Genomic DNA, 26,152 nt, shown 5'->3' on the forward strand with positions numbered 1-26,152 from the left:
CCGGGAACGAGATGAAGGCGAGCGTCGCCAGCGCGCGGGTGAAATAGATGAAGGACAGGATGTAGCGCTTCGGCAGCCGGCTCTGCAGCCAGCCGACGCTGAGCGAGCCGATGATGTTGAACAGGCCGATCGCCGCGATCACCCAGCCGCCGACCTGCGCCGACAGGCCGCGATCGACCAGGAACGCCGGCAGATGCACGGTGATGAAGGCGAGCTGGAAGCCGCAGGTGAAGAAGCCAAGCACGAGCAGCACGTAGGAGCGATGGCCGAACGCCTCCATCAGCGCCGTCGTGAACGACTGCTGCTCGGCCTCGGTCGGCTTGGCCTCGGCAGCCGGTGGCGTCGCGACTGCCAGCGACAGCGGCACGATGAACAGCATCAGCGTCGCGAACACCATCAGCGCGCTCTGCCAGCCGAAGTGGTCGATCAACGCCACGCCGAACGGCGCGAACAGGAACTGGCCGAGCGAGCCCGCCGCCGTGCCGGCGCCGAGCGCAAGACCGCGCCGCTCCGGCGGCAGCAGCTTGCTGAAGGCCGACAGGATCAGGTTAAACGAGCAGCCGGACAGGCCGAAGCCGACCAGCACGCCGGCGCCGATATCGAGCTGCAGCGGCGTCGTGGAATAGCGCATCATCAACAGGCCGCCGGCATAGAGCAGCGCGCCGACGCAGATTACGCGCATCACGCCGAATCGGTCGGCGATGGCGCCGGCGAGCGGCTGGCCAAGGCCCCACAGCAGGTTCTGCACGGCGACTGCCAGCGCGAACACGTCGCGGCCCCAGGCGAACTCGCGGCTCATCGGCTGCACGAAGAAGCCGAGGCTGGAGCGGGGACCGAAGCTCAACAGCGCAATGGCACAGCCACAGATGATGATGACGAGCGGGGTGCGCCACGTCTGTGCGCGGGAGGCGCCGAGATCGCTTGCCTGTGTCGACATAATGGTCCTCCCCAAAGCGCGGCATCGTCCGGCCGTTCGTCACCGATTAATGCATTTGCATCAACCACCCAAGCGCAAAACCCGGAACTCAGCCATGAAAAAAATCCATGTCGGCTCCGATCATGAGCCCACGTCATCCGAACGGAGTTCCATCAAAGGAACTCATGCTTGTCGAATGGGACGCGCGCGACCCATCCTCATGCGCGAGTAGAAGATCATCATTCACGCCTAGCGAGAGCGACCGTCAGAACGGTCGCGATTTGTCGCCAAACACCGCTAAACAGCGAGGGATGTCTCTGAAGAAGAGCTAACTGGTAGCTTGATACACACACGTGCACGGAATGTGGAATTGAACAGCCATGCACTGCGACCAGATCGAAACCTCAGGCCAAATCGTGATCGTCGGCGCCGGCGTTGCAGGACTGTCCTGCGCATTGAGCCTCGCGCCGCGCCCTGTCATCTTGATCTCCGCGACAGCGCTCGGCGAGGAGTCGTTCGGCGCAACGATGCAGGCCGACATCGCCGCAGCGGTGTCTGCCGGCGACAGCGCGGACAGCCATGCGGCCGACATGATCGCTGCCGGCGGCGGCCTCGTCGACGAAGATGCGGCGCGTGCGCTGGCCCGTGACGCGGCGGGCCGGATCGAGCACCTGATGCGCCTCGGCGTCACATTCGACCGCGATCCCAGGGGCGGACTGGCGACGTCGCGTGCGGCCGCCCACTCCGCGCGGCGCATCCTGAGCGTCCGCGGCGACTTCACCGGACAGGCGATCGTCGCCGCCCTCGTCGCGGCGGTCCGCGCCACCCCCTCGATCCAGCTGATGGAAGGATACGTCGCTGATACGCTGCTGACCGACAATGGCGCAGTGCGTGGCCTGCAGCTGCGCCGGACCGATGAGAACGATGCCGCGCCGGTGCTGATGGCTGCGCCTGCGGTGGTGCTCGCCACGGGCGGCATCGGCCGTCTGTTCGCCGCGACCACCAATCCCGATCATGCCAACGGCATCGGGCTTGCGATCGCCGCGCGCGCCGGCGCCGTCATCGCCGACCCGGAATTCGTGCAATTTCATCCGACCGCGATGACGGGACAGGATCCGGCCCCGGTGGTCAGCGAGAGCCTGCGCGGCGCCGGTGCGATCCTGGTCAACCGCCGCGGCCAGCGCTTCATGCTGCCGCGCCATCCGCTTGTGGATCTCGCGCCGCGCGATACGGTCGCGCGCGGCATCATGGCCGAGCTCACGGCCGGGCGCGGCGCCTTTCTCGATGCGCGCGACGTGCTCGATGAGGACGTCGCGGAACGCTATCCGGTGCTGCACCGAGCCTGCATCGCCGCCGGACTCGATCCGACCCGGCAACCGATTCCGGTGGCGCCGGCAGCGCATTTCCACATGGGCGGCATCGCGGTCGATGGCCGCGGCCGCAGCTCGATCGAGGGGCTGTGGGCCGCCGGCGAAGTCGCCGCAACCGGCACCGACGGCGCCAATCACATCGCCGGCAACGCGCTGCTCTCGGCATTGGTGTTCGCCGATCGGATTGCCGAGGATCTCTCAGGCTGCAGCTTTGCGAGGTGCCCTGCCCTGCATGACAGCGCCTTTGCCGCGCCCCCGCGCGCCCATGCCGGACCGGGCGAGAGGACGCTGCGCGAGATCATGACCAGCCAGGTCGGTGTGATCCGCGACGAGGACGGTCTGGCGGACGCCGTCACTGCGATCGCCAGGCTCGAGCGCGACAGCCTCGATCCGGCGCTCCGCAACATGGCGAGCACGGCGCTGTTGATCGCGACCGCCGCCTGGAGCCGGCGCGAGAGCCGTGGCGCACATTGCCGCGTCGATTGTCCCGCAGAGAACCCGGTGTTCGCGCAGCGGACGATGACGACGCTGGCCGCCGCGCGCGAAATCGCCGATGAGCTGGCGGCACGGCCGGCACCACGGCTACCGCGGTCGCTGAGCGCGTAGCGGCGGCTGTTCTCACAACGCTTATTGGCCTGAGCCGCCGCGCCCAGATTCATGGGCGCAGCGCGCGGCCGCGCGCATGCGCGACCGAGCGGAGCTCTCCTGACCGATGCGAACGGCCGCAGGACCGGTTGATCGAGCGCGCCCGCCTCGGCCGCGAGCGCCCATTTCATCTCCGTGCGCTCGTCGAACCAGCGGCCCCCTCCACGACGCGGCGCGGCGAGCCAGAACGGTTGACTGGTTCTCGCCGGATCGCCGCCAGCGTCACTCGGCGGCTGTGCGCAGATCAAATACGTAGTTCGCGACCGCGACGCGTTTGCGCCTATTTGTTCGTAGGACGTACTACACGTCCATTCGCCACGGCGCGAAGACGATTTCGGCCCGACAACGCACCATTACGCGCCGCACGCTCGGCTGCGTTTACCAGCACGAGCTAAACGGCTGGACAGGCTCGCCGCAATTTCGGCAAAAGAGCCGCAGAAGTTTTACAAATAAGAAGAAAAGACGATCGGATTTTGGCGGTGCCCAAGTAGCGACGCGTGTCTTTCGTTTGGGTGAATTGGAAATCGCTGATCCACCGTTCGGCCTGAGAACAGATTCGTTCATCCGTCTCGGATGGCTGGACGGCCGGTCGTCGAAAGAAGCCGGGAACGGGCTTCGGGAGGGATGCTGGACGGCGCCGAGGCGCTGGTCCGCAGGAGACGTCGATGATGAATTCAGCGTTGCGGCGTGACGGATCGCCGATCGCCGCGAGTGAAGCGCAGCGCGACCGTTGGCCGGTGACGAAGAGCGCCGCGGTCTCCGACAAGCTGGCGGATACGAGCCCAGCGGCGGATGAGAATGCGGCCACGGATCCTGCCCGACCTTGGTGGCAGACCGCTGCGACGGCCGACGATGCGGCGATGCTGTCCGAGCCGGCAGCAGTTGCCGACAGATCGTGGCAGATGCTCGATCCGATCGTGATGCCTCCGCCTCCTCCCGGAGAGCTCGAATTCGAACCGATGATCCGGTTCGGTGCGGCGGTGATCGCGCTGTCGTGCCTCGCATTCCTGTCCGTGTACATGATGCGGACGCCGAAGATCGAGGCCGTCGCCATGACGGATGCGACAGCCGCATCGTCTTCGCGAAACGTCGCGGCAGCGGCGACATGGCGATCCGACGACGGCTTGGCGCCGGGCAACGGCACCACGCATTCAACCCCGCCCCAGGCACCTCGGACGACGGCGGCCGCAAGCCCTGCGCCTGCGGCGGCGTCTCAGCTGAGCAAGGACGAGATCGCCGACATGCTGACGCGCGGACGCGATCTCATCGGCGCAGGTGACGTTGCGAGCGCCCGCCTGATCCTGACGCTTGTCGCGGACGCAGGAGACGCCGAAGCGTCGCTGTTGCTGGCGCGCACCTATGACGCAGCTGCGTTGTCCGACCTGAAGGCCTTTGGCGTCGCAGCTGACCAGGCCAAGGCCCGCGCCTGGTACATGAAAGCCGCCGAACGCGGATCGCTCGAAGCGCGGCGGCACCTCCAGTAGCCGGGGTTCCGGAAGCCGAGCTGATTAGTACGCGTGTGTCTCACTGAGTGTTGTATTGCGTGATGAGGTTCGTGATGGGAATGTTGAATACCTTGTTGCGGCGAGCCCGGTCGGCGACGCCCTGCGGCCGCCGGCTGCTTCGCTCGGCACGGACCGCCCTCCTTGCACTGCTGCTCGTGCTCGCCGGCACGCCAGGCTTGGCGCGTGCGGCCGAAGGCGAGATACGGATCGGCAACACGGCGCCCTACACCGGGCCGGCCGCCGCCTACGGCATCCTCGGCAAGGTGATCTCCGCCTATTTCCAGAAGATCAATGCGGAGGGCGGGATCAGGGGCCGCAAGATCACCTTCGTCTCCTATGACGACGGCTACAATCCGCAGAAGACCGCGGAGCTGACACGGCGGCTGGTCGAGGAGGACAAGGTCGACGTCATCTTTGCGAGCGTCGGAACGGCGACCAGCGCGGCGGTGCGGCCCTATCTCAACGCGAACCGGATCCCACAATTGTTCGTCGGCTCCGGCGCCTCGATCTGGGATCAGCCTCGCGACTATCCATGGACGATGGGAGCGCAGCCCAGCTACCAGATCGAGGCCCATATCCACGCACAATATCTGCTCGAGCAGCAATCCGGCAGCACGCGCATCGGCGTGCTGTATCAGGACGACGAGTTCGGCAAGGACTATTTGAAGGGCCTGAAGGACGGGCTCGGCGGGAAGCTGCCGATCGTTGCAGAGGCGGCCTACGCGGTCACCGATGCCGACATCAATCAGCAGATCGCGAAACTGAAGGCCGCCGGCGCCAACGTCCTGGTCGACGTCAGCACGCCGAAATTCACGGTGCTCGCGATCCGCCGCCTCGCCGAGATCGGCTGGCGACCCGAGCACATCATCCCCACGATCTCGGATTCGGTGGCCGCTGTGCTGCAGCCTGCGGGCCTGCAGAACGCGGAAGGATTGCTGTCCGCCACCATCCTGTACGAGGGCGGCAAGGACGGCGGCGATCCTGGCTTCACGGAATGGTCCGCGTTCATGGATCGCTATGCGCCGGACGCCAGCAAGAACAACAGCCTGGGTATCGTCGGCTACGCGCTCGCCAATCTGATGGTCACGGTGCTGCGCAATTGTGGCGACGATTTCTCCCGCGACAACATCATGAAGCAGGCGCGCTCCCTGAAGGGCGTGCAACTGCCGATGCTGATTCCCGGAATCGTCGCCAACACCAGCGCCAGCGACCACGCCCCGATCGAGCAGATGCAGATGAAGCGCTTCGTCGGCGGTCGCTGGCAACGGTTCGGGCCGGTGCGCAGCGGCATCGACCCGGGCGCGGTCAGCGATTCCTTCAAGGCCATCTTCCGCTATGCGTCGGCCAAGCGGGACCTCGCCAGCCAGCTCAACGCCAATACGGTGAGCCTGATGACGGGCTCCTATGGCAGCACCTATTCGCAGATGGGCGCCGACGTCGCCTCGGTCCTCAATGACGGCCTCAACCTGCGGATCATGCCGGCCCTCGGCAGCGGCTCGGTTCAGGCGGTGGCCGACATCCTCATGCTCAAGGGTGTCGACGTGGGGATCGTGCGCAAGGACACGTTGTCCTATCTCGAGCGCAAGGACTTCGCGAGCAACATCCGCAATCAGCTCGTCTACGTCACCAAGATGTTCAACGAGGAAATGCATGTCCTCGCGCGGCGCTCGATCCGCACCCTGCGGGATCTCGACGGCCGGACCGTGGCCGTCGACCTTCCGGATGGCAGCACCTTCGTGACCGCGATCAACGTGTTCGAGCGGCTCGAGATCAAGCCGCATCTGCTCTACATCGAGCCGCGCATTGCGCTCGACATGCTGCGCAGGGGCGAGATCGACGCGATCATGACGGTGGACGGCAAGCCGGTGCCGTGGTTGAGCCAGGTCTCGGATGCGGATCTGCATCTGGTCCCGGTCGGCTACGACAAGCCATTGCGCGACGATTACCTGCCATCGCGTCTGACTGCGGACGACTACCCCAACCTGATCGCCAAGTCCGAGCCGGTGGACACGATCGCGGCGGAGGCGATCCTGGCGTCGTACAATTGGCAGCCGGGAAGCGACCGGTATCGCCGGCTGTCGCTGCTGGTCGAGTCGCTGTTCTCGCGGATAGCGCAGCTGCAGAAATCTCCCTTCCATCCGAAATGGCGGGAGATGGCGCCGCGTGCGCCGGTTGCCGGCTGGACCAGGTTCCGCACTGCGCAGGAATGGCTCGACCGGTCGGCGGGAATGTCGGCGCCCGCGGCAGCCGCGCCGGTCGCCGCGAGCCTGGCGAAACCGGTCTCGGCTACCGTCACGGCGCCACCCGGTGCCGCCACCACCAAGCCGCAGGCTGCGAAGCCGCCTCAGCCGAGCCAGACCGAGCTCTACCGCCGATTCATGGAGTGGAATGCGACGCGCCGCTGAGCCGCCTGCGATCGGCATCAAGGTGCCGATCGCACGCCGCGATATCGCCGGGCCCGATCGACCGTCAGAGGCGCCAAGCCGGCAACGCTACCGCCGCGTCCAGTTCGGATTGATCTCGGCTTCGCTCTTGGCGGCCTCGGTGAGCTCGGCGGAGATGGCCGCGGTCTGCTGCGGCGTGCCCCAGCTCGGCGCATCGCTGCCGTCGCCCCAGCGCTTGGGCCGGTAGAAGGTGTGGACGCCGAACTTGTACATCCGCTTCATCTCGGCGACCCAGGACGGCCGCACCCAATAGGCGTGGTAATGCGTCGACTTGCCCACTTCAGGCAGCCAGATCTCGCCGTCGAGCATCGCCTTCGCGATCTTCTTGGCGCGATCCCACATGTCGGGCTCGCGGATCACATCGGCATTGTTGTCGCAGGCGAAGGTGAACTGGCAGGCGAAGTGGCGGTATTTGTTCTGGTAGACGACGCCGCATACCGTGGTCGGGTAGTAGCCGGAGAATGCGCGGTTCAGCACCACCTGCGCCACCGCCATCTGGCCGCGCACCGGCTCGCCGCGCGCCTCGAAATAGATCGCCTCCGCGAGGCACTTCTCGGACTTGAAGCGTGACTTCTCGTCGGTGAGCCCGAGGCGCTCCGCCGGCGTGCGCGCGCGCTGGTTGTCGGCGTTGACCTCGCCCTTCGGCGCGATGCTCTCGCCGCCGTCGCCAGCCTTGGCCACGTCCTCCGCCGGCGGGACCAGCACGGTCATCGGCTTGAGGTCCGGATCCGGCATCACGATCAGCGGCGCCTCGCCGGGCTGCCAGGTCTCCATCGTTCCGGCGACGCCGCCCAGCGACGTCGTACCGAAATAGAGATTCGCGGTCTTGATGTTCAGGCCGTCGAGCGCCGCGGCGCCATCGGCGGGCGACGGTTCCGTCGCAGCCTTGAGCTCGCCCGAGGGGCGGACTTCCGGCTTTGACGAATCATACTGCGCGAGCGGCGGCGCGCTCAGCGCCTCCTGCAATTCGGGATCGAGCGCCGCGCGCGGCGGAACCAGCGTGGTCGCGGGCGCTTCGCTGGTCTTCGCACCGAACACCGACGAGTTCGAATCGGGATGCGCCGGCGCCGCCGGTGCGGGCGCGCTCGGCACGGCCTCGACCGGCTCGGCCGCCTCTGTCGGCGGCGTGGGCGCCGTGGCCGGACGGACCACGAGGCGGTCGCCTTTCAACGTGCGATCGACGGTTGGAAAATCCGAGGCGCGGTAGCGCGGCGGCACCTGCAGCGCCGGATTGCGCGGCGTCGTGCTGCCGGTGATGTCGAGGTCGCGCCCGCTCAGGCTCGCGAGACGAATGCCCTGGGGCGCAGACGTGCCGATCGGAAGGCCGAAACTATAGGTGGCGACCTGCACGGACGCAGCAGCCGCGGACACGCGCTTCTGCCAGCGTTCGGCAACGCCCGGCTGGCGGGCGAGCCGAGAAGCGATGTCTTGATACCCGGTCTCTGTCGGCATCAGAGCGAAGACGCAGAGACCGAGTCCGAAGGACGCAACACGCGCGCCCTTCGGACCGGGACGCAGAACTAACATCGGTACGCTCAACGCAACGCTACGCTACTCACGCGACCGAACGACAGTGCTTCCGTGCAATTCGATCTGTCATGTTCGTATCGGGTTTAGGTTGCCGAGGAGTTAACCCGCGTTGCACGATCGAAACATGCAAGCGGCGAAGTTGCAGAGCGCGGCGCGATCGCGATGCGTGGTAAACAGCGGCGGGACAAGAGTGGTGAAGATTCTGTCAACGATGGTGGTGAATCAAATACCTTGCTTGCGTGAATGAAGCGGAACTCGTGCGCTCACTTCCCTCGTCATTCCGGGGCGCGCGAAGCGCGAGCCCGGAATCCATAGCTTTGACTAGGCATTAGGAGACGAGATGTGCATGGCGCTTGTCTTCGACAAACAACCGACCGTGGCTATAGATTCCGGGCTCGTTCGCGCGACTTCAAAATGGCTGCGCCATTTTGCGCGCGAATGCCCCGGAATGACGGCGGTGAAGATGGCAGTTCCCCGCTTCATTCGCTTGCAAGCGTGCACAATCGCGCGGTGCTCATCCGAAAAGAAAAAGGCCGGCAACATGTGCCGGCCTTCGTCAATTCATACCAGTCACCGCCGCATCACGCCTGGCTGGCGATCTCCTTGCCGAGCGCGGATTGCGCGGCGGCGAGGCGGGCGATCGGCACGCGGTAGGGCGAGCACGAGACGTAGTTCATGCCGATCTTGTGGCAGAACGCGACGGAAGCGGGATCGCCGCCATGCTCGCCGCAGATGCCGACCTTGATGTCGGGACGCGTGGCTCGGCCGCGCTCGACGCCGATCTTGACCAGCTCGCCGACGCCGTCGCGATCGATCGAGATGAACGGATCAATCTCGAGGATGCCCTTGGCGACATAGGCGCCGAGGAAGCTGCCGGCGTCGTCGCGGCTGATGCCGTAGGTCGTCTGCGTCAGATCGTTGGTGCCGAACGAGAAGAACTCGGCGGCCTCGGCGATCTGGCCGGCCATCAGCGCGGCGCGCGGCAGCTCGATCATGGTGCCGACCTGGTACTCCAGCTCGGCGCCGGTCTCGCGGATCACGGCCTGGGCCATCGCATCGATGCGCGCCTTGACCAGGTCGAACTCGGCCTTGGTCGCGATCAGCGGCACCATGACCTCGAGGCCGACGGCCTCGCCGGTGCGCTTCTCGGCCTCGACCGCCGCCTCGAAGATCGCGCGCGCCTGCATCTCGGCGATCTCCGGATAGGCGATGGCGAGACGGCAGCCGCGGAAGCCGAGCATCGGGTTGAACTCGGAGAGCTCACGGGCGCGGTCGGCCAGCCGGCGCGGATCGGTGTTCATCGCGCGGGCAACCTCTTCCACCTCGGCCTGGGTGTGCGGCAGGAACTCGTGCAGCGGCGGATCGAGCAGACGGATCGTGACCGGCAGGCCCTTCATGATCTCGAACAGCTCGACGAAATCGGCGCGCTGCATCGGCAGCAGCTTGGCAAGCGCCGCGCGGCGCTCCTGCTCCTCCTCGGAGAGGATCATTTCGCGCACCGTACGGATGCGGGTCTCCTCGAAGAACATGTGCTCGGTGCGGCACAGGCCGATGCCCTCGGCGCCGAACTTGATCGCGGTGCGCGCATCCTCCGGGGTGTCGGCATTGACGCGCACGCCGGTCTCGCGCACGGCGTCGGCCCAGCCCATCAGGGTGCCGAACTCGCCGGACAGCTCCGGCTCGATCATCGGCATGCGGCCGGCCAGCACCTGGCCGACGGAGCCGTCGATGGTGATGACGTCGCCCGTCTTGAAGGTGCGCGAGCCGATGCTCATCGTGCCGCGGCCGTAGTCGACGCGGATCGTGCCGCAGCCGGAGACGCAGGGCTTGCCCATGCCGCGCGCGACCACCGCCGCGTGCGAGGTCATGCCGCCGCGGGTGGTGAGGATGCCTTCCGCGGCGTGCATGCCGTGGATGTCCTCCGGCGAGGTCTCGATGCGGACCAGGATGACCTTGCGGCCGTCGGCCTGCAGCTTGGTCGCCTCATCCGACGAGAACACGATCTCACCCGAGGCCGCGCCCGGCGATGCCGGCAGGCCGGTGGCGACCACGTCGCGCTTGGCGGCGGGATCGATGGTCGGGTGCAGCAGCTGATCCAGCGAGGCCGGATCGACGCGCAGCACGGCGTCGTTCTCGGAGATCAGGCCTTCATTGGCGAGCTCGACGGCGATGCGCAGCGCCGCCTTGGCCGTGCGCTTGCCGCTGCGGGTCTGCAGCATCCACAGCTTGCCGCGCTCGACCGTGAACTCCATGTCCTGCATGTCACGGTAGTGCTTCTCGAGCAGCGTGTAGATCCGCGTCAGTTCCTTGAACGCGTCGGGCATCGCGACTTCCATCGATGCCTTGTCGGAGCCGGACTCGATGCGAGCGTCCTCGGTGATGTCCTGCGGCGTGCGGATGCCGGCGACGACGTCCTCGCCCTGCGCGTTGATCAGGAACTCGCCGTACAGCTTGCTCTCGCCGGTCGAGGGATTGCGGGTGAAGGCGACGCCGGTCGCCGAGGTGTCACCCATATTGCCGAACACCATCGCCTGCACGTTGACCGCGGTGCCCCAGGATTCCGGAATGTCGTGCAGCTTGCGATAGGTCACCGCGCGCGCGTTCATCCAGGATGAGAACACGGCGCCGATCGCGCCCCACAGCTGATCGTGCGGGTCCTGCGGGAAGTCCTTGCCGGTCTCGTGGGCGACGGCGTCCTTGTACTTGCCGACCAGCATCTCCCAGTCTTCCGACGAGAGGTCGGTGTCGAGCTGATAGCCCTGGCTGTCCTTGAAGCTGTCGAGGATGTCCTCGAAATGATGGTGCTCGAAACCGAGCACGACATCCGAATACATCGTGATGAAGCGGCGGTAGCTGTCGAAGGCGAAGCGGCGGTCGCCGGACAGCGAAGCCAGCGCCTCGACCGTCTGGTCGTTGAGGCCGAGGTTGAGCACGGTGTCCATCATGCCCGGCATCGAGGCGCGGGCGCCCGAGCGCACCGACACCAGGAGCGGGTTCTCGGGATCGCCGAACTTCTTGCCGGTGAGCTTGCCGATGTAGTCGAGCGCCTTGTCGACCTGCGACTGCAGCTCCTTCGGATAGGTCTTGTCGTTGGCGTAGAAGTAGGTGCAGACCGAGGTCGGGATGGTGAAGCCCGGAGGCACCGGCAGGCCGAGATTGGCCATCTCGGCGAGGTTCGCGCCCTTGCCGCCGAGCAGATCGCGCAAGCCCGCTTTGCCCTCGGCCTTGCCGTCGCCGAAGGTATAGACCCACTTGTTCGGCTTGATCGCGGTGACCGCGCTCTTGGCCGCCGGCTTCGCTGCAGCCTTCGCCGCCGGCTTTGCAGCCGCCTTGGCCGGCTTCTTCGGAGCGGTTTTCACCGGCGCTTTGGGCGCCGATTTCGCAGCAACCTTGGCCGGGGCCTTGGCAGCGGGCTTGGACGCCGTCTTCAGCGCCTTGCGCGGCGGGGCGAGCGGAGCGGCCTTGGCCTTCCCCGTCTTGGAAGGCTTTGATTTCGCTGCGACTTTTTTAGACTTCGCTACCGCTTTGGCCATGAGATGGTTCGATCCGCAAATGGGGAGGAGAAATCGCGCGCCTTACACCACTTTGGGCGCTGCGGCGCAAGCACAGAGGTTCCCGACCTTGGGACTAGACGGCGCGGGACACTAGAAATGCAGCCACTTCAGCAGGCCCATGCCGATCAGGCCGTTCAGGATCAGGAAGATCGCGACGATGAAGTTCAACAGGCGCGGCATGATCAGGATGAGGACGCCGGCGATCACGGACATGATCGGCGAGATGTGGGCAACGGTCAGATGCATCGGCGAACTCTGAATGGATTGAAAGGTCGAGGAAAGGCGATTCGAGTGGCCGGACTTTATCCCGGCCGATCGTGGCGGAATAGGAGACGCACGGCGCGGGTTCCGGTTCCTTCCCACCCGGAACTGCCGCGAAAATGCCCCGGGTTCCCGGGGGAACGATGACCTCAGACCAGCATTGGGACGCAGGTGCCGGCACGCGTGCCGGTCTCACTCAGCGGATCAACATCCGCGGATCAACATCGAAGGAGTCCTGCTCATGCGAACCCAAATCACTCTTGCCGCCCTTGTGGCCGCACTCGTGATCCCGGCAGCGGCGCAGGCGCAGTCCTACACGGTGGGGCGCGGCGTCGTGGTTGAGGAGGATGCGCCGGTCATCACGGTCGAGCGCCGCCCGGAATTCCGCGAATATGTCGTGCGCGAGCGTGTTCCCAACTATGTGATCCCGGATCGCGTCGTTGTGGGGACCGTCCTGCCCGAGTCGGGTGTTACATATTACGACGTTCCGCAGCGCTTCGGTGCGACACCTTATCGCTACACGGTGGTGAACGGCGAAACTGTTCTGGTCGAACCGCGGTCGCGGCGGATCATTCAGGTAGTTGAGTAGTTAACGAGCTGCATTTGGTCGCCAACGCCCCCGCAAGCGGCCAGATGTAAAGGCCCTGCCCGGTTCCCCCCGCCGGGCGGGGCTTACTTTTTCCGGACGCCGTTATAGCTTAGGTCGTCATCGCGAGCGCAGCGAAGCGATCCAGAGGCGACACGGAAGTCTGCCTCCACGGCCCCTGGATTGCTTCGGCGCAAGAGCGCCTCGCAATGACGATCTTGGCGAGCTTGATCCTGCAGTCACTGGCGTCATCGCCCGGCTTGACCGGGCGATCCAGTACGCCGAGACGATTGTGAGTTACCGATACGCCGCAGCGTACTGGATGCCCGCCTGCGCGGGCATGACAGCGGAGGATGTCGCTCCCTCCTCCGTCATCGCGAGCGCAGCGAAGCGATATAGGGCTGCTCAGCCCTCGATCTTCGAGAAGTCCGCCACCGCGCGGGTGGCGCTGCGGATCTCGTTCAAGAGCTTCAGCCGATTTTCACGGATGGCCGCATCGTCGTCGTTGACCTTGACCTTGTCGAAGAACGCATCGACCGCCGGACGCAGCTTGGCCATCGCGCGCATCGCCGCGGCGAAATCCTCCTTGGCGACGGCAGCGCCCGCTTCCGCAGCCACCTCGCCGATCGCCTTGGCGAGCGCCTTCTCCTCGTCGAGCTTGTAGAGCGCCGCGTCGGCAGCGCCCTCGAACTTGCGCTTGTCCTTTTTCTCCTCGATGGCGAGGATGTTGGAGGCGCGCTTGGTGCCGGCCAGCAGGTTCTTACCGTCGTCGCTGTCGAGAAATTTGCCGAGCGCCTCGACGCGGCGGACCACCATCAGCAGATCGTCCTGGCCGCCGAGCGCGAACACGGCGTCGACGAGATCGTGGCGGGCGCCCTGCTCGCGGAGCTGGACCTTGAGGCGGTCGGCGAAGAAGGAGAGCAGATCGGCTGTGAGCTTATCCGGCTCCTGCGCGCACTTGACCTGCAAGCCGGCCAACGCGGTAGCGCCGACCTTCAAGAGCGACAGGCGCTGCGAGTTCTCGGTGATCAGCCTGATCACCCCCAAAGCCGCACGCCGCAGCGCATACGGGTCCTTCGAGCCCGTGGGCTTCTCATCGATGGCCCAGAAGCCGACCAGCGTATCCAGCTTGTCGGCGAGCGCCACGGCCACCGCGACCTTGTCGGTCGGCACCCGGTCGCCCGGCCCCTGCGGCTTGTAGTGCTCCTCACAAGCAGCGGCGACGGAGGCGTCTTCACCCTGAGCCAGCGCGTAGTACTTGCCCATCAGGCCCTGCACTTCCGGAAACTCGCCGACGACCTCGGTCAGCAGATCGGCCTTGGCGAGCTTCGCCGCGCGCGCGGTCTTCGCCGCGTCGGCGCCGACCATCGGCGCGATCTCGGCGGCCAGCTTCTCGATGCGAGCGATGCGCGCCGCCTGCGTGCCGAGCTTCTCATGGAACACGATCTGCTCGAACTTCGGCAGCCGGTCCTCGAGCCTGGTCTTCAGGTCCGTCTCGTAGAAGAACTTCGCATCCGACAGCCGGGCGCGGATCACCCGCTCGTTGCCGGCGATGATGGTCTTGCCGCCGTCGGTCGCCTCGATGTTCGCGGTGAGAATGAACTTCGGCGCGAGACCGCCCGTCTTGGGGTCGCGCACCACGAAGCATTTCTGGTTGTTGCGGATGGTGGCGCGGATCACCTCGCCGGGGACCTTCAGGTACTCCGGATCGAACGAGCCCATCAGCACCACAGGCCATTCGACGAGGCCTGAGACCTCATCGAGCAGAACCTGATCCTCGACCAGCTCAAACCCTTGCGCGAACGCCAGCTGCTTGGCGTCGGTGACGATGGTGTCCTTGCGGCGCTGCGGATCGAGCACGACCTTGGCGTCGAGCAGCTTGGCTTCGTAGTCCTCGAAGCGACGCACATTGAAAGCGGCCGGCGCCAGGAAGCGGTGGCCATAGGTCGTCTGCCCGGCCTCGATGCCGTCGACCGCGAAGCTGACGACATCAGGCTCCTCGGTCTCGAGGCCGAAGGTCGCGGTGATCGCGTGCAGCGGCCGCACCCAGTTCAGCGCGCCGGGCTTTTCCGAGCGCTTGCCCCAGCGCATCGACTTCGGCCACGGGAAGGTTCGGACGATCACCGGCAGCATCTCGGCGAGCACGTCGAGCGTGGCGCGGCCTGGCTTCTCGATCAGCGCGACGTAGAAGTCGCCCTTCTTCGGATCGCGCTGGATCGTCGCCTCGTCGAGCGAGGACAGGCCGGTGGCTTTCAGGAATCCCTGGATCGCCGCATCGGGACCGCCGACGCGCGGGCCCTTGCGCTCTTCCTTGAGATCCGCCTGCCGCGCCGGAATGCCATGCACCGTCAGCGCGAGCCGCCGCGGCGTCGCGAACGCCTTGGCGCCCTCATAGACGAGGCCCTCGGCGACGAGCTTGTCAGTCACCATGCGGCGCAGATCGTCGGCCGCCTTGGCCTGCATGCGCGCGGGGATTTCTTCGGAGAACAGTTCGAGGAGAAGATCGGGCATGTCTCAAGTCTCTCCGCGCGAGGGGTCACCCTCCCCTTGAGGGGGAGGGTCGCCTGCCGAAGACAGGCGGGGTGGGGTGGCCGCGAGCACGGTGTGAATGGCTTCTAGCACTGCCTCAGTCCTGGTCATAACGTCGTTGTTCCAAAATCGCAAAACGCGATAGCCTTCCGAGTTGAGCCAGCGCGTCCGAGCCTCGTCGCGCTGGATGTTCGCGTCTTCTCCGTGCTGCGAGCCGTCGACCTCAATGATGAGGCGACGAGTCAGGCAGGCGAAATCTGCAATGTAGGGACCGATGACGACCTGCCGTCTGAAGTGAGTCCCTTCGATCTCCAAACGCCGCAGGTGGCGCCACAGGATGTCTTCGGCGCCGGTGGCCTTTTCGCGAAGCCTCTTCGCAGTTCGGCGTTTGAAGTCACTGATCGGCCGTTTGCCCATCTGGCACCGTCACCCCACCCCGCTCGCCCACTAGCGTGCGATCGACCCTCCCCCTCCAGGGGAGGGTGTTCATGTCTTGGCTTCCCTCCTGACCGCAGAGCCCACCCTCCCCTGGAGGGGGAGGGTCGATTGCTCATGCGCAAGCATGAGCAATCGGGGTGGGGTGACAGTCTATCCATTATCAACAATGCCCGAGCCGAAAGATCACCCCACCCCGGCACGCATCTCGCTTCGCTCGATCGCGTGCCGACCCTCCCCCTCCAGGGGAGGGTGAAGAGCCGGACGCCGCAACTAACAACGGCTCAAGCCCCCGCCCCGCCCGATTCCGTATGCAGCCACGCTTCGCCACAGGCCTTGGCCAATTCGCGGACGCGCAGGATGTAGCTCTGGCGTTCGGTGACGGAGATGACGCCGCGGGCGTCGAGGAGGTTGAAGACGTGGCTGGCCTTGATGCACTGATCGTAGGCCGGCAGCGCCATCAGGTGCTGTTTGCGATCACTGTCGCGCCAGCCGGCGTCGAGATATTTGCGGCAGGCGCCCTCGGCCATCTTGAACTGCTCGAACAGCATGTCGGTGTCGGCGTGCTCGAAATTGTGCCGCGAATATTCCTGCTCGGCCTGCAGGAAGACGTCGCCATAGGTGACCTTGGCGTCGCCGTCGCGGCCGTTGAAGTTGAGGTCGTAGACGCGGTCGACACCCTGGACGTACATCGCGAGGCGCTCGAGGCCGTAGGTGAGCTCGCCGGCGACCGGCGCGCATTCAAAGCCGGCGACCTGCTGGAAATAGGTGAACTGCGACACCTCCATGCCGTCGCACCAGCACTCCCAGCCGAGCCCCCAGGCGCCCAAGGTCGGGCTCTCCCAGTCGTCCTCGACGAAGCGGATGTCGTGTACGGCGGCGTCGATGCCGATCGCGGCGAGCGACTTCAGGTACAATTCCTGAAGGTTCGGCGGCGACGGCTTCATGATCACCTGGAACTGGTAGTAGTGCTGCATCCGGTTCGGATTTTCGCCGTAGCGGCCGTCCTTCGGCCGCCGCGACGGCTGCACATAGGCCGCATTCCACGGCTTCGGCCCGAGCGCGCGCAAGGTGGTGGCCGGGTGGAAGGTGCCCGCGCCCATCTCCATGTCGTAGGGCTGCAGGATCACGCAGCCCTGCTCGGCCCAGAACCGTTGCAGGGCCAGGATGAAGCCCTGGAACGAACGTTCGGGGCGCATGTGCGGAGGCAGCGAGTCCATCGTCGGTATCGGTCTTTCGCGGGGGTCGGAAAAGCGCGCGGACCGTATCGGCGAGGCCTCAAGGAATCAAGGCAATGGGCCGGATAAAACGGCGGCCAGAGCCGCCGCTTCGCGGCGGGACGGCGTCAGCCCGGCCGGTAGGCGCCCGTCACGGGATCGCGGCGCAAGGTCTTGATCTCGGCGGGCTGCGCGGCCTCGGCGGCCCGTGCCAGCCGCATCTCCTCGAGCTCGCGGTTGATCTTCTGCGCGGTCTTGTAGGCCCAGCGAACCGCGGCAAGCCCGCCCAGCATACCCGCGAAAGCGACGAACGGCGGCATTGGTCGATCCTTGTGCATGAGGAAGCCACCCCGACTCGCATTGTCGCCGATCCCGGTTCCCCCTGCAATCCGGATTGCAGGGGGCAAAATGGCGCGGCCTTGAGGTCTCAGAAGCCGAATCGTGCCCAGATCGCCCGCGTTTCGGCGGCGGAGATCAGTTCCTCCGCCAGCCCTGACCAATTGAGGCCTAAACCTTCCGCAGCAAGGCTGCCGGCGCCCGCGGCCTTGCGACCCAGCAGGCCGGACAGCAGGCCGCCGGCCGGCGCCACCACGGGCATCGCGACCTTGTCGCCGAACCGGGCGCGCAGCACGGCGCGGAGATCGCCGATCGCATCCGCCAGGCCGAGCGTCACGGCGGTATCGCCGGCCCAATACTCGCCGGTGAACAGCAAATCGTCAGAGCCCTTCAGCTTGATGGTTCGGCTCTCCTTGACCAGGGAGATGAACAGCGCGTGGATCTCGCGCTGGATCTTCTTCAGCCGCGCCACATCATCGGGATTTTCGGGGAGGAACGGATCGAGCATCGCCTTATGCTCGCCGGCCGTGTACAGCCGCCGTTCAATGCCGATCTTCTTGATCAGGTCCTGCAGGCCGAACGAGCCGCCGACCACGCCGATCGAGCCGAGGATCGAGGACGGATCGCAGAAGATCTCGTCGCCTGCGCAAGCGATCATGTAGCCGCCGGACGCTGCGACGTCCTCGACGAACACCAGCACCGGCAGCTTCTTCTCCGTCGCGAGCTGGCGGATGCGCAAGTAGATCTGGCGCGACTGCACCGGCGAGCCGCCGGGCGAGTTGATCACCAGCGCCACTGCCTTGGCGTTGCGCATCGAGAAGGCACGCTCCAGCATCTTGGCGACGCCGGCGAGCGTCAGCCCGGGACGCAGCGGCGTCACCGCGCCGATCACGCCGGACAGGCGGACGACGGGCACCACCGGCACGCCGCGCAGCCGCGCCGGCAGCAGCGCTTTCAACCGATCGAAAGGCCCCGCTGCATCGCTGGGTTGTGTCAATTTGTCCACCATCCTGTTACCTCGGATTAACCACTTTTTATCCCGCCGCTGCCATTCAAAGGGCTGGAACAAGCCTTGCAATGCATCCGGCAATTGCACGGCTGATCAAGTTGCAGAGTGCGGCGGAGGAATTCATGAAGGTCTACCTGTTGATGCTGCTGATCGGTACTCTCTTGACGGCGATCCGTTTCACGTCGGTAACCGAGCGCCGCTCCGAGGCGCAGACACAATAACGTCCGACCCCGATCAACCGTTCAGGGGGCGGCCAGGGCCAGCGCCCCCCGCCCCTCCAGCACACGCACCACATCTTCGTTCGGCACACCTGCCGCCTCGTTCAGCACCACCGCCGGAAGAAGCTGCGTCGGTGCCCGCCCGCCCTTAACGGCCCGCACCAGGATACGGATTGCAGGCTTTCCGGCCTGCCCGTGCACCGGCTGCAATGCCAGGCTGCCGAAGCCGCGCGCCAGCGCCGCCAGCACCTCACCCAGCCCATCGGCCCGCCAGATCAAGGTCAGGACGCCGCCGGATTTCAGCATCCGGCGCGCGGCATGCGTCCACAGCTCCAGCGTCGTCGAGGTCGCCATATGCGCACCGGCGCGCGCCGCGTCAGGCGAGGCGCGATGACGCGCGGCATCGTGGAACGGCGGATTCATCAGCACGACGTCCATGCTGTCGGGGCCTAGCCCGGCCGCGGCAAAGGCTGCAGCATCGGCCGTGACGTCCAGCACCGCCACCTCGGCTTGCAGGCCATTGGCACGCGCATTGTCGCGCGCGAGATCTGCCAGATGCGACTCCCGCTCCACCAGCACCAGCGCGACGCCGTCGACGCGCCGCGCCAGCGCCAGCCCGGCGGTGCCGACGCCGGCGCCGAGATCGACCACGCGATCACCCGCACGCGCCGCCGTCGCCGCTGCCAGCAGGATCGCGTCATGGCCGGCGCGATGGCCGGTGGTTGGCTGGCGCAGCCGCAGCCGGCCGCCGAGCACGGCGTCCTCGGACGTCGCGATGGTCTCACTCATCGGGACGCAGCTCGTGCGCCAGCCCGGCCTCGGTGAGCAGCCGCCGGGCCTGCCGATTGTCATCCTCATGCACGAGGATCCGGCGCGGCAGGATGCCGAGTGATCCCTCTATGATGCTCATGTTCTGGTCGAGCACGAGGTGATGGATGTCGGCGCCGTCGAGCAGCGCCCCGATTGCTGAAACCAGCACGATGTCGTTGGTCCGAACCAATTCCTTCAAACGTTATGTCTCCGTGCCGGCCCAGACTCGGCGAGCGCAGTGGATGCGGGGCGGGTCAAGGTTCCGTGTCCGCCCTTGCCGCCTGCGGCCGCAGTTTCTATTGTCGTCTTGAGCATAGCAAAATCGGAGACCAGCGTGGCGGTTATCGTACCTTTCGAGAGTCCATCGGGCGCCTCCATCGATGGGCTGGTCGGGCTGGTCACAGCCGACATGGAACGGGTCAACGCCACCATCCTGTCGCGCACCGGCTCGGACGTGACGATGATCCCGGAGGTCGCCAACCACCTGATCTCCTCCGGTGGCAAGCGGCTGCGGCCGATGCTGACGCTGGCGATGGCGCATCTCACCGACTACGCCGGCGACGGCCACATCAAGCTCGCCGCCGCGGTCGAGTTCATGCACACCGCGACGCTGCTGCATGACGACGTGGTTGACGAGAGCGAAATGCGCCGCGGCAAATTGTCTGCGCGCATGCTGTGGGGCAACGAGGCCAGCGTGCTGGTCGGCGACTTCCTGCTCGGACAGGCGTTCCGGATGATGGTCGAGGTCGGCTCGCTACGCGCGCTCGACATTCTCTCCGCGGCCGCCGCGACCATCGCCGAGGGCGAGGTGATGCAGCTCGCTGCGGCCAAGAACACCGCCACGACGGAAGACGAATATCTCGCCGTGATCCGCGGCAAGACCGCCGAGCTGTTCGCCGCGGCCTGCGAAGTCGGCCCGGTGCTGGCCGACCGGCCCAAGGCCGAGCAGACCGCGTCGCGCTCGTTCGGCATGAATCTCGGCATCGCCTTCCAGCTGGTCGACGACGTGCTCGATTACGGCGGCAAGGCCGCCAAGCTCGGCAAGAATGTCGGCGACGATTTCCGCGAGGGCAAGATCACGCTGCCGGTGGTGCTCGCCTTCCGCCGCGGCAGCGACAGCGAGCGCGCGTTCTGGATCAAGTCGCTCGAGCGCGGCGAGATCAACGATTCAGACCTCGACCACGCCATCGGCCTGATGAACAAGCATCGCGCGCTGGAAGACACGATCAGCCGCGCGCATCATTACGGCGCGATGGCCGTCGATGCGCTGGCGCTGTTCCCGGCCTCGCCGATGAAGACCGCGCTGGAGCAGGTGGTGGCGTTCTGTTTGGCGCGGTCGCATTAGTTAGTAAGCCTGCCACTCCGTCACGCAGGTGCCAGTGAATGCGCCCTCGCCCCTTGCGGGAGAGGGCATGTAGGACAGCGCGGCAAGCTCGGTGGGGTGAGGGATATGTCTCCGCGAGCTGAGTTTGCTGAGAGATACCCCTCACCCAACCGCGTGCGTTGATGGGCCGGAGATGCCCTCTCCCACAAGGGGAGAGGGCGCTGTATTGCGCAGCTTTCTCGCAGCTAATTGTTAGCTCAACGCTCCCGCATGCACCCACCATTCCGGGTGCGCGGCGGCGATGGCAGCGCCCGCGGACTTTGCATCAGCCTCACTGCCATAGATCGCAAAGCACGTCGCGCCCGACCCCGACATGCGCGCCAGCAGCACGCCGGTGCTGGCGCGCAGCGCGTCGAGCACGGTGCCGATGATCGGCTGCACCTTCAGCGCCGGCGGCTCGAGATCGTTCTCCACTTGGCCGAGGACATCGACCCAATCGCCGATGGAGCTTCCAGCCTTCGGCCAAGCCGGCGCCGTGAGCACATCGGCCACACCCACCAGCAGATCACCCGGCTTCAGCCCGAGCGCCTGGAAGACGTCCTTGGTCGCCACCGGCACGCGCGGATTGATCATGACGCAGGGCAGGACCGGCAGCGCGAGCGGCTGCAGGTTCTCGCCCACACCGGTCATGGTGCAAGCGCGCGACGGCACGCAGACCGGGACGTCGGCGCCGGTCTTCAGCGCCACCGCCTGCAGGCGCGGATCATCGAGCGACAGTTCGTTCAGCCTGGCGAGCAGCCGCAGCGCGCCGGCCGCATCTGCCGAGCCGCCGCCGATGCCGGCCGCGACCGGCAACACCTTCTCCAGCGTGAAGGCGCCGAGCTTCAGGCCGGGAACGGCCTCGGCGAGCAGCCTCGCGGCCTTGAGCACGAGATTGTCGGAGGTGTCGCCGCAGGCGTCCGCGAGCGGTCCGGTCGTGCTCAGCGTCAGCTCCGGCCCCGCTGTCAGCGTCAGCTGATCGGCGCAGTCGGCGAACGCCACGACGCTTTCGAGATCATGATAGCCGTCGACGCGGCGGCCGACGACCCGCAGGGTCAGATTGACCTTGGCGCGGCCCTGCTCCTGCAGCGCGCCGGTGACCGTTGACGCCAACATCGGCGCAGTGCCCCCAACATCCTCAGTGGCAAAGGTCCGGTGTCGCTGTCGGCCCGCGGCCGAAACGAGCGTGGCCGGCACCGCCACATGCTTCATCAAAATCATCCGGGCTCCCCGGTACACCGAGGAGCCCGTAATCGCTTTCAAACCATGATCAGGACGACCTAACCGCCCTTGCCGTCGTCCTTCTTGGCGGCCGGCGCATCCTTGGTGTCGGCGCTCGCGGCGGCAGGCGCCGGGTCGTCGGCGAGGCCGTTCTGGATCTTGGCCTCGATCTTCGGCAGCTCCTCCGGCTCCGGCTTCAGGTCGCGGGCATGGGCCCACTGGAACTTGGCTTCCAGCTTGCGGCCGACCTTCCAATAGGCGTCGCCGAGATGGTCGTTGATGGTCGGATCCTCAGGCTTGAGGTCGATCGCACGCTCGAGGTTCTTCACCGCCTCTTCGTAGTTGCCGATGCGGAAATAGGCCCAGCCGAGCGAGTCGACGATGTAGCCGTCGTCCGGGCGCTGCTCGACGGCGCGCTTGATCATCTTCATGCCTTCGTCGAGATTGATGCCCTGGTCGATCCAGGAATAGCCGAGATAGTTCAGCACGTGCGGCTGATCGGGCTGCAGCTCGAGCGCCTTGCGCATGTCGGCCTCGGCTTTCGGCCACTGTTTCGAGCGCTCCAGGCAGATGCCGCGATAGTAGTAATAGACGCTGTTGGCCTTGTCGTTGTTGGCCGGCAGCGAATCGACGCCGAGCGAATAGGTCTTGGCGCAATCGGCGAACTTCTTGCGGCCGCGCTCGATGTTGCCGAGCGCCATGATGGCTTCGAGATCCTTCGGATCCTGCGCGATCACGTCCTTGAGGATCTTGATCGCGTCGTCGCTGCGGTCGGCGGCGTCGAGATCGGTGGCGAGCTGGATCTGCGCGTTGCGCTTCAGCGGCGAGCTCGCCGGCACGCGCTCATAGACCTTGATCGCCATCTGCGGCTTCTTCACCGTCTCGTAGAGATCGGCGAGCGACAAGAGCGCCAGCGGATGATTCGGCTGCAGATGCAGCGCGAGCTGCAGATAGACCAGCGCGAGATCCTCGCCGCCGCGGCGGCTCAGGGTCGCGCCGATGCCGTACAGCGCCTCGGCGGCGCCGGCCTGCGGCGAGTCGACCAGCGGCGGCAGCTTCTTGCCGGCCTTGGTGTCGCGCAGGCCTTCCTGCACCAGCGGATGCCGCGCGAGCTTCTTGTCGAACGCCTCATAGATCGCGGTGGCCGACGCCGCGTCCTTGTTGCGCGACAGCCAGTGCGCATAGGCCTCGGTGATGCGCAGCATCGAATCGTCGAGCTTGTAGGCGCGCTCGAAGCGCGTGCCGGCCTCCTTCTCCTTGCCGGCGAGCTCGAGGATCATGCCGGCATGGAGGTCCTTGAACAGCGGATACCATTCCGGACCGGTCAGCTTGTCGATGTTGGCGACCGCGCCCTTCGAATCGCCCGCGCCCGCGGTGGCCCAGGCCGAGAGCAGCGTCGCGACGAGATCGGTGATCGGGCCGCGCACCGACTGGTTGATGTTGTTCTGCGCGGCGGCGTACTTCTTCTGCTTGATGTCCTGCACGCCCATCACGAGGCGGGCGATGCGGTTCGACTTGTCGACCGCGAGCACGCGCTCGGCCAGCTTGACGGCTTCATCGATATCGCCGTCGGCAACCGACGAGATGAAGGCGCGATCGAGCAGCTCGTTGTTCTTCGGATCGCTGCGCAGCGCGGAGCGGTAGAACGCCGCGGCCGACGCGGCGTCGCGCTCGACGCTGGCGTGACGGGCGGCGAGGTAGCTGCCCGAGGTGGTGAGCGACTTCAGATCGACGCTGCTCGGAAACTTGGCGGGGGTGTCGGTCGGATGATCCGGCGTCTGGGCCAGGACGGTACCGGGAAGCAGCAAGGCAGCAATAGCAATGGCGGTCCAGCGATTGCGAATGGATAACATCACGGTGCGCTCTGGTTGTTGGATATGGATGGGTCGTATCTGACACGAACCCGGTCGGCCGCTCGTCAATGCGCCGACAATGCCGCGTTTGGCGGCCAACCGCAAGGATTTGCAGGATATTCGGGTCAGCCGGACGCCCCTTTGGACAAGGTCTCCTGCGACAAACCGCGCCAAGATGGCCGTATCGTGGCCGGCTGCCCCGGCCGGGGCAGCCGCCTCACGCAATCGTGCGTTAACTTAGGCTTACATCGCCTCGTAGTTCGGGCCGCCGCCGCCTTCCGGAGGAACCCAGGTGATGTTGCCGTTGGGATCCTTGACGTCGCAGGTCTTGCAGTGGACGCAGTTCTGCGCGTTGATCACGAAGCGCGGGGTAGCGCCCTCTTCGACCCACTCGTACACGCCGGCCGGGCAATAGCGGTTGGACGGGCCGGCATAGACGTCGTGCTCGGAGCTCTTCTGCAAGGCCATGTCGGCGACCTTCAGATGCACCGGCTGATCTTCCTCGTGATTGGTGTTCGACAGGAACACCGACGAGAGACGATCGAAGGTCAGCTTGCCATCCGGCTTCATCGCCGGACGCGGCTGATGCGCCTTGGCGGGATCGAGAGTGGCGCGGTCCGGCTTGACGTGCGACTGCGTGCCGAACAGCGAGAAGCCGAGCGTGTTGCACCACATGTCGAAGCCGCCGAGGATGACGCCGAGCACGGTGCCGAACTTCGACCACAGCGGCTTGACGTTGCGGACCTTGAACAGATCCTCGCCGACCGGCGACGAGCGCCAGGCGTTCTCGTACTCGACCAGCTCGTCATTGGCGCGGCCGGCGGCGAGCGCCGCGTTGACATGCTCGGCGGCGAGCATCGCCGTTCCCATCGCATTGTGCACGCCCTTGATGCGCGGCACGTTGACGAAGCCCGCAGAACAACCGATCAGCGCGCCGCCGGCGAACGACAGCCGCGGCACCGACTGATAGCCGCCCTCGGTGATGGCGCGCGCGCCATAGGCGAGGCGCTTGCCGCCTTCGAACACGCCGCGGATCGACGGATGCGTCTTGAAGCGCTGGAATTCCTCGAACGGCGACAGATACGGATCGTCGTAGTTCAGATGCACGACGAAGCCGACGGCGACGAGGTTGTCGTCGTAGTGATACAGGAACGAGCCGCCGCCGGTCTTCATGTCGAGCGGCCAGCCGAACGAGTGCTGGATCAGGCCCTTCTGATGCTTGGCGGGATCGATCTGCCAGACTTCCTTGAGGCCGATGCCGAATTTCGCCGGCTCGCTCTTGGCGTCGAGCGCGAATTTCGAAATCAGCTGCTTGGACAGGCTGCCGCGCGCGCCCTCGGCGAACAGCGTGTACTTGCCGAGCAGCTCCATGCCGCGGGTGAACGAGGCCTTCGGCTTGCCGTCCTTGCCGATGCCCATGTCGCCAGTCGCGATGCCGCGCACGGCGCCCTGCTCGTCATAAAGCACTTCCGTCGCGGCGAAGCCCGGATAGATCTCGACGCCGAGCGCCTCGGCCTTGCGCGACAGCCAGCGACAGACATTGCCGAGCGAGCCGACGAAGCAATGGTGGTTGTCCATGAAGGGCGGCATTGCGAAGCCCGGCAGCTTGATCGCGCCGCTCTTCGTCATCCAGAAGAACTTGTCGTCCTTGACCTGGGTCTTGAGCGGGCAGTCGTCGTCCGAGCGCCAGTCCGGCAGCAGCTTGTCGAGCGCGATCGGGTCGATCACCGCACCCGACAGGATGTGCGCGCCGACCTCGGAGCCCTTCTCGACCACGACCACGTTGAGGTCGGCATTGAGCTGCTTCAGCCGGATCGCGGCGGTCAGGCCCGACGGGCCGGCGCCGACGATGACGACGTCAAACTCCATGGATTCGCGCTCGGGTAATTCTTCGGTGCTCATCTCTCTCGATCTCAAGGCCCGGCTGGTGCAGCTGGATGTGGCCCCTGCCGCCCCCCGGCGCAAGCAAAGGCAACCCCGCAAGCTGCAATAGCAACAATGACTTAACTAGGGTTCCTCAAGGCGTCGGCGGTTCGCTGGAGGGCTGATCCTCGAAGGGGAGCGAAGGCGTTCGCCGGAACACTAGGGCGTTCCGTCCCATTTTTGGGTTATTCCAAGCTCTTGTTTCCGATTTTTCGGGACAGGACAACCACGGAAATGCATTCCGCCATGCGCCGGCGCGGCGTAGACTGTCGCATCGATCGATCATGATGAATCCCGAGCCCCTCCCCGACATCCGGCAGCTGCTCGCCTTCTATCTGGAGGCCGGGGTCGATTGCGCGCTCGCGGACGAGCCGATCAACCGACTGGTCGAGCCCGAGCCGGCGCCCGCGCCCGCTGCAGCCGCCCG

General features: G+C 66.0%; 19 protein-coding genes and 1 pseudogene. 6 read left to right on the forward strand and 14 right to left on the reverse strand.

Annotated features, from left to right (window positions below):
* On the reverse strand, window positions 1-937 hold a 937-nt coding region (locus BRAO375_RS02415; RefSeq protein WP_035638535.1), incomplete at its 3' end, for an MFS transporter.
* A 359-nt stretch (window positions 938-1,296) separates the two neighbouring features.
* Between BRAO375_RS02415 and BRAO375_RS02420 the strand changes: the two genes are divergently transcribed.
* From BRAO375_RS02420 to BRAO375_RS02430, 3 genes are all read left to right on the forward strand, one after another.
* Complete coding sequence (locus BRAO375_RS02420; RefSeq protein WP_009025856.1) at window positions 1,297-2,892, forward strand: L-aspartate oxidase; 1,596 nt, start codon at window positions 1,297-1,299, stop codon at window positions 2,890-2,892.
* A gap of 704 nt (window positions 2,893-3,596) precedes the next feature.
* Window positions 3,597-4,415 carry an SEL1-like repeat protein gene (locus BRAO375_RS35595; protein WP_009025857.1) on the forward strand — a complete coding sequence of 273 codons (819 nt, stop codon included), beginning with the start codon at window positions 3,597-3,599 and terminating at the stop codon, window positions 4,413-4,415.
* Between the two features lie 74 nt (window positions 4,416-4,489).
* On the forward strand, window positions 4,490-6,841 hold the full coding sequence (locus BRAO375_RS02430; RefSeq protein WP_009025858.1) for an ABC transporter substrate-binding protein: 2,352 nt from the start codon (window positions 4,490-4,492) through the stop codon (window positions 6,839-6,841).
* 87 nt (window positions 6,842-6,928) lie between these two features.
* Here BRAO375_RS02430 and BRAO375_RS02435 read toward each other — a convergent pair whose 3' ends face one another.
* The 3 genes from BRAO375_RS02435 to BRAO375_RS35960 all read right to left on the reverse strand — a co-directional run bounded on the left by BRAO375_RS02435 (window position 6,929) and on the right by BRAO375_RS35960 (window position 12,210).
* Complete coding sequence (locus BRAO375_RS02435; RefSeq protein WP_009025859.1) at window positions 6,929-8,407, reverse strand: cell wall hydrolase; 1,479 nt, start codon at window positions 8,405-8,407, stop codon at window positions 6,929-6,931.
* A gap of 584 nt (window positions 8,408-8,991) precedes the next feature.
* Window positions 8,992-11,943 carry a pyruvate, phosphate dikinase gene (ppdK, locus tag BRAO375_RS02440; RefSeq protein ID WP_009025860.1) on the reverse strand — a complete coding sequence of 984 codons (2,952 nt, stop codon included), beginning with the start codon at window positions 11,941-11,943 and terminating at the stop codon, window positions 8,992-8,994.
* Between the two features lie 111 nt (window positions 11,944-12,054).
* Window positions 12,055-12,210 carry a DUF3096 domain-containing protein gene (locus BRAO375_RS35960; protein ID WP_006613564.1) on the reverse strand — a complete coding sequence of 52 codons (156 nt, stop codon included), beginning with the start codon at window positions 12,208-12,210 and terminating at the stop codon, window positions 12,055-12,057.
* A gap of 256 nt (window positions 12,211-12,466) precedes the next feature.
* Between BRAO375_RS35960 and BRAO375_RS02445 the strand changes: the two genes are divergently transcribed.
* Window positions 12,467-12,814, forward strand: coding sequence for a DUF1236 domain-containing protein (locus BRAO375_RS02445; protein ID WP_009025861.1), 348 nt, complete (start codon window positions 12,467-12,469; stop codon window positions 12,812-12,814).
* 402 nt (window positions 12,815-13,216) lie between these two features.
* On the opposite strand, the gene glyS is transcribed toward BRAO375_RS02445, so the two are convergent.
* The 7 genes from glyS to BRAO375_RS02480 all read right to left on the reverse strand — a co-directional run bounded on the left by glyS (window position 13,217) and on the right by BRAO375_RS02480 (window position 19,564).
* On the reverse strand, window positions 13,217-15,322 hold the full coding sequence (gene glyS, locus BRAO375_RS02450) for a glycine--tRNA ligase subunit beta (protein ID WP_009025862.1): 2,106 nt from the start codon (window positions 15,320-15,322) through the stop codon (window positions 13,217-13,219).
* 3 nt (window positions 15,323-15,325) lie between these two features.
* Complete coding sequence (locus BRAO375_RS02455; protein WP_009025863.1) at window positions 15,326-15,757, reverse strand: endonuclease domain-containing protein; 432 nt, start codon at window positions 15,755-15,757, stop codon at window positions 15,326-15,328.
* Between the two features lie 302 nt (window positions 15,758-16,059).
* Window positions 16,060-16,995 (reverse strand): glycine--tRNA ligase subunit alpha, encoded by a 936-nt coding sequence (locus tag BRAO375_RS02460; protein ID WP_009025864.1) that lies wholly within the window; start codon window positions 16,993-16,995, stop codon window positions 16,060-16,062.
* Window positions 16,996-17,120: 125 nt separating this feature from the next.
* On the reverse strand, window positions 17,121-17,312 hold the full coding sequence (locus BRAO375_RS02465) for a hypothetical protein (RefSeq protein WP_009025865.1): 192 nt from the start codon (window positions 17,310-17,312) through the stop codon (window positions 17,121-17,123).
* Window positions 17,313-17,419: 107 nt separating this feature from the next.
* A complete protein-coding gene (locus BRAO375_RS02470; protein ID WP_035638538.1) occupies window positions 17,420-18,337 on the reverse strand; it encodes a S49 family peptidase in 918 nt (305 codons plus the stop codon).
* A 242-nt stretch (window positions 18,338-18,579) separates the two neighbouring features.
* Entirely contained in the window at window positions 18,580-19,344 is a 765-nt protein-coding gene (locus BRAO375_RS02475; protein ID WP_009025868.1) for a tRNA1(Val) (adenine(37)-N6)-methyltransferase, read from the reverse strand.
* Window positions 19,337-19,564: a putative signal transducing protein gene (locus BRAO375_RS02480; protein WP_009025869.1), complete on the reverse strand. Its 228-nt coding sequence runs from the start codon at window positions 19,562-19,564 to the stop codon at window positions 19,337-19,339. The genes BRAO375_RS02475 and BRAO375_RS02480 overlap by 8 nt, the downstream gene beginning before the upstream one ends.
* 135 nt (window positions 19,565-19,699) lie before the next feature.
* Between BRAO375_RS02480 and BRAO375_RS02485 the strand changes: the two genes are divergently transcribed.
* Entirely contained in the window at window positions 19,700-20,710 is a 1,011-nt protein-coding gene (locus BRAO375_RS02485) for a polyprenyl synthetase family protein (protein ID WP_009025870.1), read from the forward strand.
* A gap of 231 nt (window positions 20,711-20,941) precedes the next feature.
* Here BRAO375_RS02485 and BRAO375_RS02490 read toward each other — a convergent pair whose 3' ends face one another.
* The 3 genes from BRAO375_RS02490 to BRAO375_RS02500 form a co-directional block, all read right to left on the reverse strand.
* Window positions 20,942-21,844 carry a 4-(cytidine 5'-diphospho)-2-C-methyl-D-erythritol kinase gene (locus BRAO375_RS02490; protein ID WP_009025872.1) on the reverse strand — a complete coding sequence of 301 codons (903 nt, stop codon included), beginning with the start codon at window positions 21,842-21,844 and terminating at the stop codon, window positions 20,942-20,944.
* 164 nt (window positions 21,845-22,008) lie between these two features.
* The gene (locus tag BRAO375_RS02495; RefSeq protein ID WP_085964433.1) at window positions 22,009-23,802 is read right to left on the reverse strand and encodes a tetratricopeptide repeat protein; all 1,794 of its coding nucleotides are present in this window, start codon (window positions 23,800-23,802) and stop codon (window positions 22,009-22,011) included.
* Between the two features lie 243 nt (window positions 23,803-24,045).
* Window positions 24,046-25,704, reverse strand: coding sequence for an electron transfer flavoprotein-ubiquinone oxidoreductase (locus BRAO375_RS02500; RefSeq protein WP_009025874.1), 1,659 nt, complete (start codon window positions 25,702-25,704; stop codon window positions 24,046-24,048).
* Between the two features lie 308 nt (window positions 25,705-26,012).
* On the opposite strand from BRAO375_RS02500, the pseudogene BRAO375_RS38465 reads away from it, so the two are divergent.
* A pseudogene (locus BRAO375_RS38465) lies at window positions 26,013-26,152 on the forward strand (uracil-DNA glycosylase); the annotation flags it as partial.

This window comes from Bradyrhizobium sp. ORS 375, from assembly GCF_000239775.1.
Taxonomy (GTDB): domain Bacteria; phylum Pseudomonadota; class Alphaproteobacteria; order Rhizobiales; family Xanthobacteraceae; genus Bradyrhizobium.

Excerpts from the sequence above, each read along its gene's own strand:
- BRAO375_RS02420 (WP_009025856.1), top strand. The coding sequence starts at position 1,297 with ATGCACTGCGACCAGATCGAAACCTCAGGCCAAATCGTGATCGTCGGC.
- BRAO375_RS35595 (WP_009025857.1), top strand. The coding sequence starts at position 3,597 with ATGATGAATTCAGCGTTGCGGCGTGACGGATCGCCGATCGCCGCGAGT.
- BRAO375_RS02430 (WP_009025858.1), top strand. The coding sequence starts at position 4,490 with ATGGGAATGTTGAATACCTTGTTGCGGCGAGCCCGGTCGGCGACGCCC.
- BRAO375_RS02435 (WP_009025859.1), bottom strand. The coding sequence starts at position 8,407 with ATGTTAGTTCTGCGTCCCGGTCCGAAGGGCGCGCGTGTTGCGTCCTTC.
- ppdK (WP_009025860.1), bottom strand. The coding sequence starts at position 11,943 with ATGGCCAAAGCGGTAGCGAAGTCTAAAAAAGTCGCAGCGAAATCAAAG.
- BRAO375_RS35960 (WP_006613564.1), bottom strand. The coding sequence starts at position 12,210 with ATGCATCTGACCGTTGCCCACATCTCGCCGATCATGTCCGTGATCGCC.
- BRAO375_RS02445 (WP_009025861.1), top strand. The coding sequence starts at position 12,467 with ATGCGAACCCAAATCACTCTTGCCGCCCTTGTGGCCGCACTCGTGATC.
- glyS (WP_009025862.1), bottom strand. The coding sequence starts at position 15,322 with ATGCCCGATCTTCTCCTCGAACTGTTCTCCGAAGAAATCCCCGCGCGC.
- BRAO375_RS02455 (WP_009025863.1), bottom strand. The coding sequence starts at position 15,757 with ATGGGCAAACGGCCGATCAGTGACTTCAAACGCCGAACTGCGAAGAGG.
- BRAO375_RS02460 (WP_009025864.1), bottom strand. The coding sequence starts at position 16,995 with ATGGACTCGCTGCCTCCGCACATGCGCCCCGAACGTTCGTTCCAGGGC.
- BRAO375_RS02465 (WP_009025865.1), bottom strand. The coding sequence starts at position 17,312 with ATGCCGCCGTTCGTCGCTTTCGCGGGTATGCTGGGCGGGCTTGCCGCG.
- BRAO375_RS02470 (WP_035638538.1), bottom strand. The coding sequence starts at position 18,337 with ATGGTGGACAAATTGACACAACCCAGCGATGCAGCGGGGCCTTTCGAT.
- BRAO375_RS02475 (WP_009025868.1), bottom strand. The coding sequence starts at position 19,344 with ATGAGTGAGACCATCGCGACGTCCGAGGACGCCGTGCTCGGCGGCCGG.
- BRAO375_RS02490 (WP_009025872.1), bottom strand. The coding sequence starts at position 21,844 with ATGTTGGCGTCAACGGTCACCGGCGCGCTGCAGGAGCAGGGCCGCGCC.
- BRAO375_RS02495 (WP_085964433.1), bottom strand. The coding sequence starts at position 23,802 with ATGTTATCCATTCGCAATCGCTGGACCGCCATTGCTATTGCTGCCTTG.
- BRAO375_RS02500 (WP_009025874.1), bottom strand. The coding sequence starts at position 25,704 with ATGAGCACCGAAGAATTACCCGAGCGCGAATCCATGGAGTTTGACGTC.